The organism is Flavivirga jejuensis (assembly GCF_030540765.1).
GTDB classification, from domain to species: domain Bacteria; phylum Bacteroidota; class Bacteroidia; order Flavobacteriales; family Flavobacteriaceae; genus Flavivirga; species Flavivirga jejuensis.
Genome location: NZ_JAUOEL010000004.1, coordinates 553,913 through 571,894 on the forward strand (window position 1 = coordinate 553,913; position 17,982 = coordinate 571,894).

At 32.4% G+C, this 17,982-nt stretch carries 13 protein-coding genes; 7 read left to right on the forward strand and 6 right to left on the reverse strand.

The window, feature by feature from the left end; translation table 11 throughout:
• Positions 1–36: 36 nt before the first annotated feature.
• The 4 genes from Q4Q40_RS13925 to Q4Q40_RS13940 all read right to left on the reverse strand — a co-directional run bounded on the left by Q4Q40_RS13925 (position 37) and on the right by Q4Q40_RS13940 (position 6,343).
• A complete protein-coding gene (locus Q4Q40_RS13925; protein WP_303302476.1) occupies positions 37–3,090 on the reverse strand; it encodes an RHS repeat domain-containing protein in 3,054 nt (1,017 codons plus the stop codon).
• A 170-nt stretch (positions 3,091–3,260) separates the two neighbouring features.
• The gene (locus tag Q4Q40_RS13930; protein WP_303302477.1) at positions 3,261–3,983 is read right to left on the reverse strand and encodes a hypothetical protein; all 723 of its coding nucleotides are present in this window, start codon (positions 3,981–3,983) and stop codon (positions 3,261–3,263) included.
• A gap of 73 nt (positions 3,984–4,056) precedes the next feature.
• On the reverse strand, positions 4,057–5,745 hold the full coding sequence (gene ggt / locus Q4Q40_RS13935; protein ID WP_303302478.1) for a gamma-glutamyltransferase: 1,689 nt from the start codon (positions 5,743–5,745) through the stop codon (positions 4,057–4,059).
• A 4-nt stretch (positions 5,746–5,749) separates the two neighbouring features.
• Complete coding sequence (locus Q4Q40_RS13940) at positions 5,750–6,343, reverse strand: acyl carrier protein phosphodiesterase (protein WP_303302480.1); 594 nt, start codon at positions 6,341–6,343, stop codon at positions 5,750–5,752.
• Between the two features lie 79 nt (positions 6,344–6,422).
• Between Q4Q40_RS13940 and glmM the strand changes: the two genes are divergently transcribed.
• Entirely contained in the window at positions 6,423–7,823 is a 1,401-nt protein-coding gene (glmM, locus tag Q4Q40_RS13945; RefSeq protein ID WP_303302481.1) for a phosphoglucosamine mutase, read from the forward strand.
• Between the two features lie 356 nt (positions 7,824–8,179).
• Here the strand turns inward: glmM and Q4Q40_RS13950 are convergent, their stop codons facing one another.
• The gene (locus tag Q4Q40_RS13950) at positions 8,180–9,061 is read right to left on the reverse strand and encodes a lysophospholipid acyltransferase family protein (RefSeq protein ID WP_303302482.1); all 882 of its coding nucleotides are present in this window, start codon (positions 9,059–9,061) and stop codon (positions 8,180–8,182) included.
• Positions 9,062–9,123: 62 nt separating this feature from the next.
• Between Q4Q40_RS13950 and Q4Q40_RS13955 the strand changes: the two genes are divergently transcribed.
• The 5 genes from Q4Q40_RS13955 (at position 9,124) to Q4Q40_RS13975 (ending at position 15,203) form a co-directional block, all read left to right on the forward strand.
• Entirely contained in the window at positions 9,124–9,774 is a 651-nt protein-coding gene (locus Q4Q40_RS13955) for a rhomboid family intramembrane serine protease (RefSeq protein WP_303302483.1), read from the forward strand.
• Between the two features lie 190 nt (positions 9,775–9,964).
• Positions 9,965–12,415 (forward strand): endopeptidase La, encoded by a 2,451-nt coding sequence (gene lon / locus Q4Q40_RS13960; RefSeq protein ID WP_303302484.1) that lies wholly within the window; start codon positions 9,965–9,967, stop codon positions 12,413–12,415.
• 110 nt (positions 12,416–12,525) lie between these two features.
• Complete coding sequence (porQ, locus tag Q4Q40_RS13965) at positions 12,526–13,545, forward strand: type IX secretion system protein PorQ (RefSeq protein ID WP_303302485.1); 1,020 nt, start codon at positions 12,526–12,528, stop codon at positions 13,543–13,545.
• 121 nt (positions 13,546–13,666) lie between these two features.
• Positions 13,667–14,362: a (d)CMP kinase gene (cmk, locus tag Q4Q40_RS13970; protein WP_303302486.1), complete on the forward strand. Its 696-nt coding sequence runs from the start codon at positions 13,667–13,669 to the stop codon at positions 14,360–14,362.
• A 136-nt stretch (positions 14,363–14,498) separates the two neighbouring features.
• Positions 14,499–15,203 carry a DUF547 domain-containing protein gene (locus Q4Q40_RS13975; RefSeq protein WP_303302487.1) on the forward strand — a complete coding sequence of 235 codons (705 nt, stop codon included), beginning with the start codon at positions 14,499–14,501 and terminating at the stop codon, positions 15,201–15,203.
• A gap of 74 nt (positions 15,204–15,277) precedes the next feature.
• On the opposite strand, the gene Q4Q40_RS13980 is transcribed toward Q4Q40_RS13975, so the two are convergent.
• Positions 15,278–15,658, reverse strand: coding sequence for a LysM peptidoglycan-binding domain-containing protein (locus tag Q4Q40_RS13980; protein ID WP_303302488.1), 381 nt, complete (start codon positions 15,656–15,658; stop codon positions 15,278–15,280).
• 273 nt (positions 15,659–15,931) lie between these two features.
• On the opposite strand from Q4Q40_RS13980, the gene rpsA reads away from it, so the two are divergent.
• A complete protein-coding gene (gene rpsA, locus Q4Q40_RS13985; protein WP_303302489.1) occupies positions 15,932–17,764 on the forward strand; it encodes a 30S ribosomal protein S1 in 1,833 nt (610 codons plus the stop codon).
• Positions 17,765–17,982 lie beyond the last annotated feature (218 nt).

Here is a 17,982-nt window from a genome sequence, read left to right on the forward strand (position 1 = left end):
TTTTTTGTTTTAGGATTGTAGATGGGTGTTGATTCTTTATTGTTGCCCTTTGTAATGGTATTCGTTTTGAGATAGTATCTTACCATTAGCATCTTTTACCTGCTCTAATCGGTTAAAATCATCGTACTCATAATACATCGTATAGCCTTTGGGGTTTGTAATACTTGTTACCCCTATAAGTGGGTCAAAAGTGTAGGTGGTGACCAATGCATCAGATAAGTTTCTTAACGTGTTTAAAGCAGCACGTAGCTGACCTTCATTACCTACATAGCTAGTTACAACTCCGCTACTATCTATAACATCAACAGTTCTGTCATCATCATCATTAGATTTTGTATGTAAATTAGTAATTTGACTAGATACTTCTGAATATGTAGCATTCTCTATTTTTGCTATGGGAAATTTTTCATTATAACCCCAGATGTAAACAATATGAGTACCATCAGACTTTTTGACTTCTTGTACATTCCCATTGTTATAATAACCTATAAACTCAACTCTATCTTCTAATGCATCGCTGCCTTTTGAAGACTTTATGATATCTGGTGCATAAATTGCATTACCCCAATCTTCATAATTGTTTTTTAAAGTTGATAATGTTACTGCTCCATTTTTTGTTTTTTGTTCAATTACTGGATTAATAATATTTGCATCCACCATTTTTTGATATACATTATTAGGCGCTGCAAAATCTTGAGGATATTTACTCTCTGAGACTATGGTTTCTGATTTACTATTAGAAAAAGAAGTTGATGTTAGTTGGTTTTGATTATTGTATGTGTGATTTTTAATTGTAGTAACCCCATTTTCTGTAATGGTCTCTTTATTTATTAAAGCAACTCCCAAACCTAATTCATAATCTGCCAAATAATACGTCTCTTCTGGCTTAATGCCATCTGCATGATATAACTCAGTATATTTAAAAGTTAAACCAGTCATGGGGACATCATAATCTAAATAAAGTTGATAGTCTCCCGTTAGATAATTATATTGAATTTTTCTTTTAGTACCCTTTAATTGTACATAATCATATTGATACCCAATAGATTTAATAAGTTCATTTGTTTCTGAATAGTAAAATTTAGATGTAGGTAATCCTCTTCTCCAACTCCAATCAATTCTTTTGTTATTATAAGGCCACTCATAACTTTCTGCATCAAAAGAACCTAAATTATATGCTTGAACAATAGAACCAGCATATCTGCGAAACCAATATACTGTACTATTTAGCAGGCCTAAAAAAATTGGTACAGTAAAATTATGAACTATTCTTCCGTTTCCTATTTCCTTTTCAGTTACACGTTCATAACTTAAATGATAACCATTAGTGGTTCCTAAAGCTATAGGATTACCAGATCCTATTTTGTAAAAATAATTTTCATTAGGATTATCATTAATGTCACTGGATCCGAAAGGTACACCATCCATATAATAGTCCCACCTATATGCAGGATGTATATGATAATGAGAAATATCATGATTATCTATTACAGTTCTAAAAACCGTTTTACTATTTCCATAATTAGGATAATCTGCATATTGCCCTCCTGAATAAGTAAATGTTCTATGCTTTACAACTGAACCATCTATCTTATTTTTTATCTCTGCCACTCGTAAACCACCAGCATTACTATTAAAATTGTTAAAAGTATAATCAGATAATATATTAGTATGTTGCTCAAAAACAAATTCCGTTTCTCCTCCCGTAGGGTACGTAATAGATTTTAGTGTGCCATACTCCATATGCGGATATGATGGTTCACGATCAGCTCCAGGAACTTGTCTGTTTACATATTCTGGGGTATGAGAATAATTTATTTTCGGCACGTCTCCTGAAAAAGCAGGCCTATAAGAAGTGTTAGTAATTGCCCCATTAAAATAACCCCAATGATCTTGTGCAAAAGATAATTTATTAGGTAACATGTCTTTATTATCAGCAGTTCTCCCATAATATTTAAATGCATGCGTTTTTATATCATCACCATTACAGGTTGTCTCTGTTAAGGATTTTAAATAAAGGCGTTTATTTGCCCAATTGTAACTAGTAGTTGACCCATTTACACGACCAGGTGTTTCCGATTCTATAAATTCATAATCAAAATCTATCTTTTTTATACAATTTCCAGAATAACTTATTTCAATACCTCCAATAGTTTTTGGTCTTTTGGCTTCTTCTATTAAATTTGAATCACGTAAATCTTCTCGTACTTCTCCGCCATTAAAGGTTACAGTTTCCCCAAAACTAGTCGTTATCTTAGAAAGTCTTTGCCCATAACTTGTTGGGGATTTAGCGTACTGATAAGTTAATGCATTGATAGTTTGGCTATGGCTTATGTAAGTTTCTTCTCTATCATTTGTAAGCGTTTTGTATTTTTCTTGTATATACTCAAAATCAATCCATTCTGTTAAGTCGTAACTTTCTATTCTTGTTATATAATAAGCCGTTACATGTCCTGTTCCTGTTTCGTGTTCCAAATATCCAAATGTGTAAATAGTTCCATTAGCATCTATTATTTGCATAGGGTCTAAAGGATTATTGTTCAAAGCTATTTTAAAATTAATATCTGGAGACACTATAGGGTTCTCAGCATCATCAAAAACAAACTTCCCTGAATAACCTAAGAAATTATAATAATAGAGATCAGGTTCTTTGTCATAATAATCCCGAATCCATCTTAAGCCATCATGAATGGCATAGTAAGTGTCAGAGAATCTCGACAGTAGATCACCAATCGCAGGTGAATTTGACATTCCTTGATTACTATTATCTTCTTCATCTTTAACAACTCTAGAAATAACACCTCCTGCATTAAGCGTCCACCCTAAACCTACCTTAGAACCATGTTCTTCTACTTTTATACCAGAAGCCCTATAGGATAATGATATAGGAACACTTAGTTTTCTACCTTTAATTTCCCAAAGAGGAATATTAATATTTGGAGTACCAGTAGATAAGGATATAGGTGTATTTCCATATTCACCTAAAGCTGCTGCTGTAGGAGATGGATATACTATTTCAGGTAAGTCTTGAGCTATAGCTATTTTGAAAGTTAATATAAAACCTAATAAGAGGAATAATCGTGTATTCATAAGTACATTAATTTATGGTTTGTAATGTGCTTATAAAGCTCGACAATTTTAGTAAGAAAAAGCTAAGGTTTTACCTTAGCACTAATAAGGGGAAACCTTATTTTTTTGTAGGTTTTTTAACATGTGATTAATGGGTTTTGCTTATATACTGAAGATTCTTGAGAAAACAGTTATTGTGTTCCCTTAATATCACTTATCTCCAAACCTAAAACAAGTAATTTATGAAACGTGGGCAATTTGGCACCACTTTCTGTGGTTATCCAATCGTTCCATGAGGCTTCTAAACCATCAATAGGAAGTAAAGATGTCCACATTTTAAAGGCTTTTGGTTTTCCTGTGTTATCAAATAGCCATAAATAAGAATCTCCAGGAGTAGATCCACCAGTGGTGTAGGTAACTAAAAGAGCTTCGTCTCCATTTTCAAGTTTTACAAGTCTGCGTTCTGTGCCTTTATTAAAGATTTTATAGGGAGCTACCAGCCAAAACGAGTCGTTGTTAAAATATTCTAAGGCGTTTGAAAGTAACCCCTTAGTCATATCGTTTTCAACGTTAAAGCTATGTATGTAAGCTTTACTTTTGCTATGATCGTTTAGATCTAAATCCACTTTAAAATCTTTCCAGAAAACTTCGCAGGTGTTCTTTTCTTTATCCCATTTATAATGATGTCTTTTCTTGTAGGTCCACTCAATATGATTGGTGTTTTTAAAAGCATCATAATCTAAAGCCTTAAGCATTTTATAAGCTAAGGCATCAGCTTGTTTGCCTTGAATGCCTGTAGGTAGGTCTTCATTGTATTTAAAGAATAAAAAACCAAAGAACAATAAGCTAGGTAAAGTGAAAAATATGATTACCCCAGATATTATTTTAAATATTTTTTTTGATTTCTTTGCCATAAAACCTTTATGTCATTTTTTTAAATATAAGCTCTAAATTATTAAATAGTATTGTGTTAGTAAAAAAAAAAGGTTAAAAACCGATGGCAGTATCATCTCCTCGACGATCTGCACCACCCTCTAACAATTCATCATCTAAAACAAGTATTCCATCGACCTTACCAATTATAGGAGAATCCTTTTCATTTATAGAATATCCTAATTTTTGGAGTTGAAGAATGGATGTATTATCAAACGAATTTGGTTCCATTCTAATTTCGTCTGGTAACCATTGATGATGAAAACGAGGTGCATTTACGGCTTCTTGCATGGTCATATTAAATTCATGGACATTCAGAATGGTTTGTAAAACAGATGTTATAATAGTGGATCCTCCAGGTGTACCAACGGTCATGAATAGTTTATCGTTTTTTTCAATAATGGTTGGTGTCATAGAGCTTAGCATCCGTTTTTCTGGAACGATGCTATTTGCAATACCTCCTATAAGTCCGAACATATTTGGCGCCCCAGGCTTGCTACTAAAGTCGTCCATTTCATTGTTTAAAAAGAATCCTAGATCGGAACAGTATAATTTTGATCCATAAGCCCCATTTATAGTTGTGGTAACAGATACGGCATTACCAAATGGATCAACGATGGAGTAGTGGGTGGTTTCGTCGCTTTCAACTACTTGAACGTTTCCATGAGAAACATCGCTAGATAATGTTGCTTTTTCAAAAGAAAATGTACGCATGCGATCATTTAAATAAGATTTGCTTATTAATGTGTCATCAGGAATATTAACAAAATCAGGATCTCCTAAATAAAAGCTTCTATCGGCAAAAGCTCGTCGTTCGGCTTCTGTTATAACTTGAATGGATTTAACAGAATTATGTCCGAATTCATGTAAATCGTAAGGTTCAACCATCGTCATTATTTGCGCTAAACAAACACCTCCACTAGAAGGCGGTGGCATAGAAATAATTTTTAGATCATCATACATAAATGTAGTAGGCTTACGCCATTTAACGGTATATTTCGCTAGATCTTCTTCGGTTATAATACCGCCATTTTCTTGAATAAACCTTACTAAGCGTTTAGCTGTTTCTCCTTTATAGAATTCATCTTTTCCATGTATTAAAAGACGTTCTAATGTTTTTGCAAGTGCTGGATATTTAATAGTGTCCTTTTCTTTCCATGCTTTACTAAATAGAATAGAATCTTTGTTAGCTTTAAAAAAAAGAGGTTGGTATCTTTTTATTTTTGCTGCTTGCTTTTTTGTAACAATAACGCCTTTTAAAGCTAGGTTAATAGATGGTCTTATGATGGCTTCTATAGGTAGGCTACCAAACTTTTCATGCACAGCAAAAATACCAGCAACAGATCCAGGGATGCCTACTGCCATAGCTCCTATGGTGCTTTTTTCGGGAATAACTTCGCCTTTTTCATCTAAATACATACTTTTAGTGGCTGCTAACGGTGCTTTTTCTCTATAATCTAGTGCTCCAATATCACCATCCGATTTTCGGTAAATCATAAAACCACCACCACCTATGTTTCCAGCATATGGGTAGGCAACAGCTAAGGCTAATTGCGTAGCTGCCATGGCATCAAAAGCATTACCTCCTTTCTTAAGAATATCACTACCAATCTTTGAGGCTTCTACTCGTGCAGAAACGACCATAGCATGTTCAGCTATTAAACCTGTTTTTATAGGAGCAACGGTTTTTTTACATGAATTACAGAGGGTAAATAATAATAAGATAGATACTAGCTGTTTCATAAATTTATATTTTATTTAGTTCTTCAAGTTTTTGTTTAGAAAAGATAATCAACTCATTAAAAAATAGCGTAAATTCATTTTCGAATTCTTTGTAAAATTCTTCAAGTTCAACGACGGCTTCATGCATGCCAGATTTATTTTTTGTTTTTCTGTTCATACCATTCAATACTCTGGAGATACCATCTATGGAAGCATAACTAAGAAGCCAGTTATCAGCTATCATATGCGGCATCATTTTTTGTATTCGTAAAGGGAGCAGGTCATAATGAGTTTCTAAAGAATTATAAAAATCAGCTACATATTTATGTAAAGGAACCGTACAGTATTTGCTCCAATTTTTGGCAAGAAAATGATCGTAAAGGATGTCTACAATAATACCAGAATAATGTCCGTATTTTTCGTGTAACCTTTTTGTACTTAATCTCACCGTTTGGTGTGCATCAGTGTATGTATCAATATTTCGATGCAACAAAATACCAATTTGAATATCTTTTAAATGTTTTTTATAACTTTTCCCTTTAATGCCATCTGCAATAAAATTACCAACAGTAATTAGGTCGTTATCGCCTGAAAGATAAATATGTGCTAAGTAGTTCATTTGTGAAATTTACGAATTCCGATTTTAGTATTCCAATTTTGTAATTGTATATTTGCTTTTTTAATTTGAAAAAAGACTTATGACACTTATAAAATCAATTTCAGGAATTAGAGGAACTATTGGCGGACAAGTGGGTGAAAACCTAACGCCTATCGATGCTGTGAAATTTGCGGCAGCCTATGGCGTTTGGTTAAAACAAAACCGAGAAAAAGAAAACTACCGTGTTGTAGTAGGTAGGGATGCTCGTATTTCTGGACAAATGATTCAAAATTTAGTGATGAATACTTTAGTAGGTTTAGGAATTCATGTGATTGATGTGGGACTTTCTACAACACCAACAGTAGAAGTGGCTGTACCTATGGAACACGCAGATGGCGGTATTATATTAACTGCAAGTCATAATCCAAAACAATGGAATGCTTTAAAGTTGTTAAATGAAAAAGGCGAATTTATAGATGCTGTTGAAGGTGCTAAAATTTTAGAGATAGCAGAAAGCGACCGTATGAATTTTGCCGATGTAGATAGCTTAGGAAAGATAACGAAGAATAAAGCTTATATAGATTTACATATTATAGAGGTTCTAGATTTACCTTTGGTAACAGTTAAACCTATTGAAGAAGCGCGTTTTAAAGTAGTCGTAGATGGTGTAAATTCGACGGGAGGTATTGCTATCCCCTTGCTTTTAGAACGTTTAGGTGTCGATGTTATAAAACTATATTGTGAACCAAACGGGCATTTTCCGCATAATCCAGAGCCTTTAAAAGAACATTTATCCGATTTATCTGCTGAAGTTAAAAAACATAAAGCAGATTTTGGTATTGTAGTAGATCCAGATGTGGATCGTTTGGCTTTTATGGATGAAAATGGCGAGATGTTTGGTGAAGAATATACCTTGGTCGCTTGTGCAGATTATGTATTGAGTAGAACACCTGGAAATACTGTTAGTAATATGAGTTCTACGAGAGCATTGAAAGATGTAACCGAAAAATATGGTGGTACTTATGAAGCTAGTGCGGTAGGTGAGGTGAATGTTGTAAACCTTATGAAAAAGAATAAAGTTGTAATTGGAGGAGAAGGCAATGGCGGTATTATTTACCCAGAGTCTCATTACGGACGTGATGCGTTAGTTGGAGTTGCTTTATTTTTGAGTTTATTGGCTGATAAAAATATAAGTGTTAGTGCGCTTAGAAAAACGTATCCTAATTATTTTATGAGCAAAAAGAAGATTCAATTAACGCCAGATTTAGATGTTGATGGGGTTTTAAAAGATATGGAAAACCGTTATCAAAATGAACAACTAACCACTATTGATGGTGTTAAAATAGATTTTTCTGAAAGTTGGGTACACCTTCGAAAAAGTAATACAGAACCTATAATTAGAATATATACAGAAGCTAAATCGCAAAAAGAAGCAGATACTTTGGCGGATAAGTTTATCGAGGAGATTGGAGCTATTGCGAAAGCTAATAGTTTAATCTAAAAACTATTTTTCTTTTGTTATTTTTTTGGATGCGCAAAGAAATCGAAGATTCATGAATTCCTATTTATCAAATAAGATTTGTGAACTAAAAGTAAATAATAAAATAGAAACTTTCTTTAAAAAGCCTAGGAACACTGAAAGCAAGTGAAAAAGGGAGTCGAAATGCTATTAAAAACTAAGGTTTATAATATAATGTCTTCGACGAAGCCTGTACTGAGCGCAGCCGAAGTGCTACCATTGACGGATTTTATAAATGATTAATTTTCAATCGTTTGTCATTCATAGCACAGCGAAGAATCTTTATAATTAATATCTAAAGATTCTTTAGTCGTAAGCTTTGCTTAACTAAGAAGCGACTATTTCGAAAATTCATCTTTATGTTTCCAGCGTTTATGTGTCCAGAAATAATACTCAGGGGCTTTATGGATTTGTTTTTCTACTTCTTTAAGAAATAGGTCTGTTAATTCGTAATCCTTATACATATTGGAGTCTTCTGCAAGTACTATAATTTCTGCTTCATAAAAACCCCGCTTAATTTTTGATACTTTTAAATAAGCAGTAGATAAATCTAATTTTTTTGCTAAGCGTTCTGCACCAGTAAAGCATGGCGTATTAATACCCATAAATTCGTTCCAATATACATCTTTGCTTAATCTAGGAGATTGATCGCTTAAAAAACCAGTAATACTTTTAATCCCATTAGACTCATTTTTGTTGATAATGCTTATAGTTTCTTTGGTGCTAATTAATGTTGTATTAAATTTAGACCGAATGTCTCTAACTAATTTATCAAAATGGTGGTTTGCTAACTTTTTATAAACAGCATAGCCTTTAAAGTTTAGATAATTTTGAAGCACAATAGACCATTCCCAACTGGCATAATGTCCAAATATTAAAATAATACTCTTGTTTAAAGATTCTAAACGTTTAAATTCTCCTGGATTGGTTATTTTAAATCGCTTTTTTAATTCTTTTTCAGAAATAGACATGGTTTTTGCCATTTCTAAAAACATATCGCATAAATGTTTGTAGAATTTTTTTCTAATGGCAGTAATTTCTTTTTCGGTTTTTTCAGGAAAAACAAGCCTTAAATTATTGTTGACAACCTTTCTTCTATAGCCTATTACATGGTAAAGAAGTATGTAAAGACCATCAGAAACTAGATACAATAATCTGAATGGAAGCTTGGATGTAAACCATAAAAAAGGATAAACAATAATATAAATTAGAAATTGCATTAATTAATTTTAGATTTGTAGCGGCAAATATATGCTAAATAGATTTTAAACGTTTATACTCCATGGGCAAATTAGATGTAATTACCATAATTATAATAGCAGCAAATGTCATCATATCTTATAAGGGATTTGGTGATTATAGTTTTTTTGATAAATACAAATTTCACATAGGAGGTGTACAAAGAGGTGAGAAAATCAGACTATTCAGTTCTGGGTTTTTACATGTAGATACACAGCATTTATTGTTCAATATGCTTACTCTGTATTTCTTTGCACCTGTAGTTACCATACTTTTAAATCCATTTTATTTTGTTTTAATTTATGTAGGTAGCTTATTAATGGGGAGTTTGTTATCGCTTTATTTTCATAAAAATGAATACCACTATAGCGCAGTGGGAGCTAGTGGCGCAGTGACAGGGATTTTATATGCTGCTATTTTATTACGACCAGGAATGGATCTATATATGTTTTTTGTTCCTATTCCTATACCAGCATATATTTTCGGAATTGGTTATTTATTATACTCCATTTACGGGATGAAGAAAAGAATAGGTAATATAGGGCATGATGCTCATTTTGGTGGTGCCATAGGTGGATATATTATTACTTTAATCGTATCGCCTGAGTTATTTAAAACCAATTTACTTATGATTGGTTTATTAGCATTGCCTATTGTACTATTATTTGTTTTGAAGAAAATGGATAAGTTGTAGGCCTTTAAAAATTCATTTCTGAAATTTTTAATGCTTTTAACTAGCATCTGGCATAGCTATTGAATTTATAGTAGTAATGAATCTCTTTATTTGTTTTTAAGTAATTGATTTTCATGGTTTTAATGTTTTAAGAAATAAATGTAAAAAATGATCAATTTTGTTTTAATGACAGATTGACTTGAATGTATATATGAAGAAATCTAATTTTATTACCCTTGACAGTTTGTCATTGCAGGAATTTGATGAAAACTCAGAATTAATTCCGTTAATGACACCAGAAGATGAAGAAGCCATAAATAATGAGGAATTGCCAGAAACATTGCCCATCTTATCATTAAGAAATACGGTATTGTTTCCAGGTGTTGTGATTCCTATTACAGCGGGACGTGACAAATCTATTAAACTAATAAACGACGCTAATAAAGGCGGAAAAGTTATTGGTGTGGTATCTCAAAAAGATGAGTCTGTTGAAGACCCATCGGCAAAAGATATTAACGAAACAGGAACTGTTGCGAGAATACTACGTGTTTTAAAAATGCCTGATGGTAATGTAACAGTTATTATTCAAGGTAAAAAACGTTTTAAAGTAGCCGAGGTTCTTACGGAAGATCCTTATATGAATGCCACTATTAGAGATATGGCAGAGGCTAAACCTGCAGTTAATAATAAAGAGTTTTCTGCAATTATAGACTCTATAAAAGACTTGGCGTTAGAAATTATTAAAGAGAGTCCAAACATTCCAAGTGAGGCTTCTTTTGCAATAAAGAATATAGAAAGCAATTCGTTTCTAATAAATTTCGTGTCTTCTAACATGAATATATCGGTGGCTGAAAAGCAATCGCTTTTAGAAATGAATGATCTTAAGAAACGTGCTCTAGCCACACTTAAGTTCATGAATGTTGAATTTCAGAAATTAGAACTTAAGAATGACATTCAGTCTAAGGTTCAAATGGACATGAGTCAACAACAACGCGAATATTTCTTGCATCAACAAATGAAAACCATTCAAGAAGAATTGGGTGGCGTGAGTCATGATGAAGAGATTGAAGAAATGAAGTTGCGAGCAAGTGAAAAACAATGGAGCAAAGAAGTTGCAAAACATTTCGATAAAGAAATTTCAAAAATGCAACGTATGAATCCGCAAGTTGCAGAATACTCAATCCAACGTAATTATTTGGAGTTGTTTCTAGATTTACCATGGAATGAGTTTAGTACAGATAAATTCGATTTAAAATACGCTAAAAAGGTACTGGATAGAGATCATTTTGGATTAGAGGATGTAAAACGCAGAATCATAGAATACCTTGCTGTATTGAAATTGCGTAACGATATGAAATCACCTATTTTATGTCTGTATGGCCCTCCAGGAGTTGGAAAAACATCGCTTGGAAAATCTATAGCAGAAGCTTTAGGCAGGGAGTATGTTCGTATTTCGTTAGGAGGTTTACGTGATGAGGCAGAAATACGCGGACATCGTAAAACTTATATTGGAGCTATGCCAGGGCGTATTATTCAAAGTTTGAAGAAAGCGGGCACATCCAATCCTGTTTTTGTTTTAGATGAAATAGATAAACTATCTAACTCACATCAAGGAGATCCGTCTTCGGCCATGTTAGAGGTTTTAGATCCTGAACAAAACAATGAGTTCTACGATAATTTCTTAGAAATGGGGTACGACCTTTCTAAAGTTATGTTTATAGCAACATCAAATAGTCTGTCTACCATCCAACCAGCATTGCGTGACCGTATGGAAATCATCAATGTAACGGGGTATACTATTGAAGAAAAAGTAGAAATAGCTAAACGCCATTTGTTACCTAAGCAATTAAAAGAGCATGGCTTAACAGAAAGCCATATCAAAATAGGGAAGGCGCAGTTAGAAAAAATTGTTGAAGGATATACGCGGGAATCTGGTGTTCGTGGTTTAGAAAAACAAATAGCAAAAATGGTGCGTTATGCAGCTAAAAATATTGCTATGGAAGAAGATTATAATATTAAAATTTCTAACGAAGATGTTATTGAAGTTTTAGGCGGGCCTAAATTAGAGCGTGATAAATACGAAAATAACAATGTAGCAGGGGTAGTAACAGGACTGGCATGGACACGTGTTGGTGGTGATATACTATTTATAGAATCTATTTTATCAAAAGGAAAAGGAACCCTTAGTATTACTGGTAATTTAGGTAAAGTAATGAAAGAGTCTGCTACTATTGCGATGGAATATATCAAATCTAATGCAGATAGTTTTGGAATAGACTCTGCCATTTTTGATACTTATAATGTACATATTCATGTGCCAGAAGGTGCAACACCAAAAGATGGTCCTAGCGCAGGAGTAACTATGTTAACATCATTAGTATCGTTATTCACGCAAAAGAAAGTGAAGAAAAGTTTAGCGATGACAGGAGAGATCACCCTTCGAGGAAAAGTGCTTCCAGTTGGAGGTATTAAAGAAAAGATTCTGGCAGCAAAACGCGCACGTATAAAGGAAATTTTACTATGCGAAGAGAATAAACGTGATATAGACGAGATAAAAGCTGATTACCTTAAAGGTTTAACATTTCATTATGTAACAGATATGAGTGATGTTATTAAAATCGCCGTTACAGACCAAAAAGTGAAGCATGCTAAAAAACTTTAAAATAAGATAAACATAACCTCGATTCATTTCGGGGTTTTTTATGCAGTATTACAAAATAAAAGATATTTGCCATCGTTTTAAGATAGATTTACTTACTTTGTATCGTAAATATGCTAAAGAAAATTATCACTATTTTTTGTTTATCTTATAGTGCGCTTGCTATAGGGCAACTTGGGGGAGAAACAACTTATCAATTTCTTAATTTGATATCGTCGCCTCGTCAGGCGGCATTAGGTGGGAAAGTGTTAACAAATGTTGATTACGATGTTACCCAAGCACTTTATAATCCAGCAACTATAAATGCTGAAATGGATAATCAGTTGGCGCTAAACTATACAAGTTACTTAGGAGGTATTAGTTACGGAACAGTTGCTTATGCATCTACTATAAATAGGCGTATACAAACATTTCATGCAGGAATTACTTATATTAATTACGGTTCGTTTGATGGTTATGATGAAAACGGGAATAGTACTGGGACATTTTCAGGGAACGAAACGGCTTTATCTATCGGGTATGCACTTCAAATAGGTTTTTCCGATTTTTATATTGGTGCCAATTTAAAACTAATTACATCAAAATTAGAACAATATAATTCGCTCGGTGTTGCTACAGATTTTGGCTTGTTGTATATTAATAAAGATTTAGATTTTATTGCAGCTCTAGCTGTAAGAAACCTAGGTGCTCAAATAACTACTTATGCAGATCTTAGAGAACGTCTTCCGTTTGAAGTCGATTTTGGCATGTCTCAAAAGCTAGAAAATGTACCAATTCGTTGGCATGTTACGTTAGAGAATTTACAACAATGGCCAATAGCTAGTTCAAATCCTGCTCGAGCGGTTAGTGATTTATCAGGTAATCAAACAGACGAAAAGATTGGCTTTTTAGGACAAGTAATAAGACATACCATTCTTGGAGCAGAAATATTTCCAGAAGGTGGTTTTAATATAAGACTTGGTTATAACTTTCGTAGAGGTGAAGAATTACGAATTATAGATCAGCGTAATTTCTCGGGATTATCAGCAGGTATTTCAATTAAAATGAATAAAATGCGCTTTAGCTATACACACGCAAAATATACAAGTGCTGCTAATTCAAACTTTTTTGGTTTACAAATAGATTTACAATAATAAGTCAAGATGCATTCATTTAAAGAACTAAAGTAATAAGTACTTAAAGCAAACTTAATTTAAATTATTAGTTTTTCTCTTTAGCATTTTAAGTATTTTTGGCATTACAAACTTAATATTTATGCCAAAGATTACTATAGCAATAGACGGATTTTCATCAACAGGAAAAAGTACTGTAGCAAAACAATTAGCTAAGCATCTAGGCTATGTTTATGTTGATACAGGTGCTATGTATAGATCTGTTACATATTATGCTATGGAAAATGGACTCATTAACGATGATGGCTTTAATGTTAAAGGGCTTATTCATCAGTTACCAAAAATTAAGATAAGTTTTAAGTTTAATAAGTCTGTCGGTTTTGCTGAAGTGTATTTGAATGGCATTAATATTGAAAAAAAAATAAGAACATTAGAGGTATCTGGTTTTGTTAGTAAGGTAGCTGCTATTTCTGAAGTTAGGCATAAACTAGTCGAACAACAACAGGAAATGGGAAAAAATAAAGGCGTAGTTATGGATGGTCGAGATATAGGAACCGTCGTTTTTCCTAAAGCTGACCTTAAATTATTTATGACAGCCTCTGCAGAAACACGTGCAAAGAGACGTTATGATGAACTTATTAATAGAGGAGATGAGGTTAAATATGAAGACGTTATAAAAAATGTTCAAGAACGTGATTATTTAGATTCTAATAGAGAAGACTCTCCTTTGTTTAAAGCTAAAGATGCCATTGAAATTGATAATTCAAATATGACATTAGAAGAGCAGTTTGATAAGCTTTTAAACTTAGTTAAAATGACACTTGAAGCTATAGAATAAAATTTGTATTTATAATTTAATTACTACAAATTCAGGGTGAATGGCTATGGCAATGTATCTATTATTATAATTTAGTATGTTAGTTTTTTGTAAAATGACGACTCAATATCTCATATTAACCAAAACAATAATTATAATGAAAAGTATTTTGCCCCTATTACTATTTGTTTGTCTAAATGGATTTTCGCAAACAATCGATTTAACAGCATATAATGAGTTTTTAAAAGATCACGTCTCCTCTAAAGGCGTTGTGGATTTTGATAAAGTCTTAAAAAATGTAGATGAGTTAAATAAAATTACTCGTAGTTTTTCTAAAATATCTCCAAATAGCGGATGGAGTAAAAGTGAAAAAAAAGCATATTGGATTAATTTTTATAATGCTAATATTATAAAACTATTATCTGAGCATTATCCTATTAAAAGTATCAATTATGTACAAAACGCCTTTAGCATAAAGGTTATTGATTATGCTGGAGGAAAGATATCTCTAGATGATGTAGAGCATGAGATTTTACGAAAATTAGAAGACCCTAGAATCCATTTTGCACTTTACTCAACTGCAATATCATCGCCCGTATTAAAAAGGACAGCCTATGAAAATGATTCTGTAGAACGTGATTTAGGATTAGCAACCAGTAATTTTTTGAACGACCCAACAAAGAATCAAATAGGGGTGAATTTAAGTAAATTGTCAAAAACTTTTCTATGGTATAAAGATGATTTTGCTAATTTAGAAACGATGATAAATTTTATTAATAAACATTCTGGAACTGCTAAAATTAATGCAAAAACTAAAATAGTATATTTGGATTATGATTGGAATTTGCATCGTAAAATATAAAAAGAGAAGTAAACAAAAAAGACTATTAGTTGCCTAATAGTCTTTTTTGTTTTTATTTATAAACCATTTAAGATTTATAAATTTGGGATAATTAATTCTTGATCTGGATGTATTAAATCTGGATTCTTTAAAATATCAGAATTTGCTTTAAATATATCTTGATATTTTGACGCTTTACCATAATACTGCACAGCTATTTTACCTAAAGTTTCACCGCTTTTAACAGTATGTCTGTGAAAAACACTTTCATCGGCCACTTTGATGTCTGCTACAATATCACTTGGGTTTTCACCACCAATTTCTTTTATTTTATCCCAAATTAGGTTTTTTTCATAAGGTGTATTAGCTGTCCCCGAAACCTTTAAAATGCCATTTTCTTCTTGTACATCGCCATTTTGAATGTTTAAAGATGCTCCCAAGTCTAATACTGATTGGTATTTTGCTTTCATAGTCATAAATGTTGTGAGTTTATTTTTGTTAATTAATACAATATAACAAAATGAATGCCAAAAATAAGTTTTTTTGAAATTTATTATAGACTTAAAAATCAGTTAGTTAAAATAACGTATTGAAATTAGGCTATTTTATTGAAAAAATGTATTTTTGCACTCCTTTTAGCGAATCATTGGAAAGATAAAAGGGATGAAATAAAATCTATATATAACACTTCTGTGTGTTAATCGCATAAAATTTTCCAAAACATACAGAATACAAAATTTAATCAGCACATGGCTGAAAAAGAAAAAAAAGCTGAAGTTGAAGCAACAGATGCTCCAATAGTAGAAGCTCCAGTAATCTCTGAAGCGAAAGCAAATCCAGAAAAATTCTTAAAAGAGTTCAATTGGCACAATTACCAAGAAGGTATTGATGAGGTTGATGACAAACAACTTAAAGAATTTGAAAAATTAGTAGCAGAAAATTTCGTTGACACTCTTAATGATGAGGTTGTAGAAGGTACTGTGGTTCACATTTCTGATAGAGATGCTATCATTGATATCAATGCAAAATCTGAAGGTGTTATTTCTTTAAACGAATTTCGTTACAACCCTAATTTAGCAATTGGTGATAAAGTAGAAGTATTAATTGATGTTCGTGAAGATGCAACAGGACAATTAGTATTATCTCACAGAAAAGCACGTGTTATTAAAGCATGGGATCGTGTTAATGCGGCTCATGATACTGGTGAAATCGTTAATGGTTTTGTTAAATGCAGAACTAAAGGTGGTATGATTGTAGATGTTTTCGGAATTGAAGCATTCTTACCAGGATCTCAAATTGATGTTAAACCAATTAGAGATTACGATCAGTACGTAAATAAAACAATGGAATTTAAAGTTGTTAAAATCAACCACGAATTCAAAAACGTTGTAGTATCTCATAAAGCTTTAATTGAAGCTGATATTGAAATACAGAAGAAAGAAATTATTGGTCAATTAGAAAAAGGTCAAGTACTAGAAGGTGTTGTTAAAAACATTACTTCTTACGGTGTATTTATTGATCTTGGTGGCGTTGATGGTTTAGTTCATATCACAGATTTATCTTGGTCTAGAATTAATCATCCAAACGAAATTGTAGAATTAGACCAAAAACTTAATGTTGTAATCCTTGATTTTGATGAAAACAAATCAAGAATTCAATTAGGATTAAAACAATTAAGTAAACACCCATGGGAAGCTCTTGCAGAAGAGGTGAAAGTAGGTGATAAAGTAAAAGGTAAAGTTGTAGTTATTGCAGATTACGGTGCATTTATTGAGGTAGTTGATGGTGTTGAAGGATTAATTCACGTATCTGAAATGTCTTGGTCTACACATTTACGTTCGGCTCAAGATTTCGTTTCTGTAGGAGATGAGGTTGAAGCAGTTATCTTAACTCTTGATAGAGAAGATCGTAAAATGTCTCTTGGTATTAAGCAATTAACTCCAGATCCATGGACAGATATTACAGAGAAATATCCATTAGCATCTAAACATACTGGTATTGTACGTAACTTTACAAACTTTGGTGTTTTTGTTGAATTAGAAGAAGGTATTGATGGATTAATTTACATCTCAGATTTATCTTGGACTAAGAAAATCAAACATCCATCTGAGTTCTGTGCAGTAGGAGATAAGTTAGATGTTATTGTATTAGAGTTAGATGTTGAAGGACGTAAATTAAGTTTAGGTCACAAACAAACAACTGATAATCCTTGGGATAAATATGAAACAGAATTCGCTTTAGAAACTGTTCATAATGCAGCTATCTCTGAGATTGTTGATAAAGGAGCTACTATTGAGTTTAACGAAGATATCGTTGCATTTGTGCCTTCTCGTCATCTTGAGAAAGAAGATGGAAGTAAACTTAAGAAAGATGAAACTGCAGAATTCAAAATCATTGAATTTAATAAAGAGTTTAAACGTGTAGTAGCATCTCATACAGCTGTATTTAAAGCTGAAGAGGTTGCAAACGTTAAAGCAGCAGTTAAGAAAGCAGCTACGGCAGCAGCAGAAGCAAAACCAACTTTAGGTGATGCTAATGATGCTTTACAAGCTCTTAAAGATAAAATGGACGGGAAAGTATAATTTTCCAAATCATTTATAAAATTAAAGCCTTCAAGAAATTGAAGGCTTTTTTTTGTTTAAAATGTATTATTGATAACGAAAATGTGTTTACAATTATACCGTTTCTGATTTAAAAATACTCAAAAAATGTTTTAGTGTATAATTCATATCCAGTAATAGATTTAACTAACTCTGGCTCGAGTTGATCAACCATCTCTGTAATTTTATCTTGTAAGATT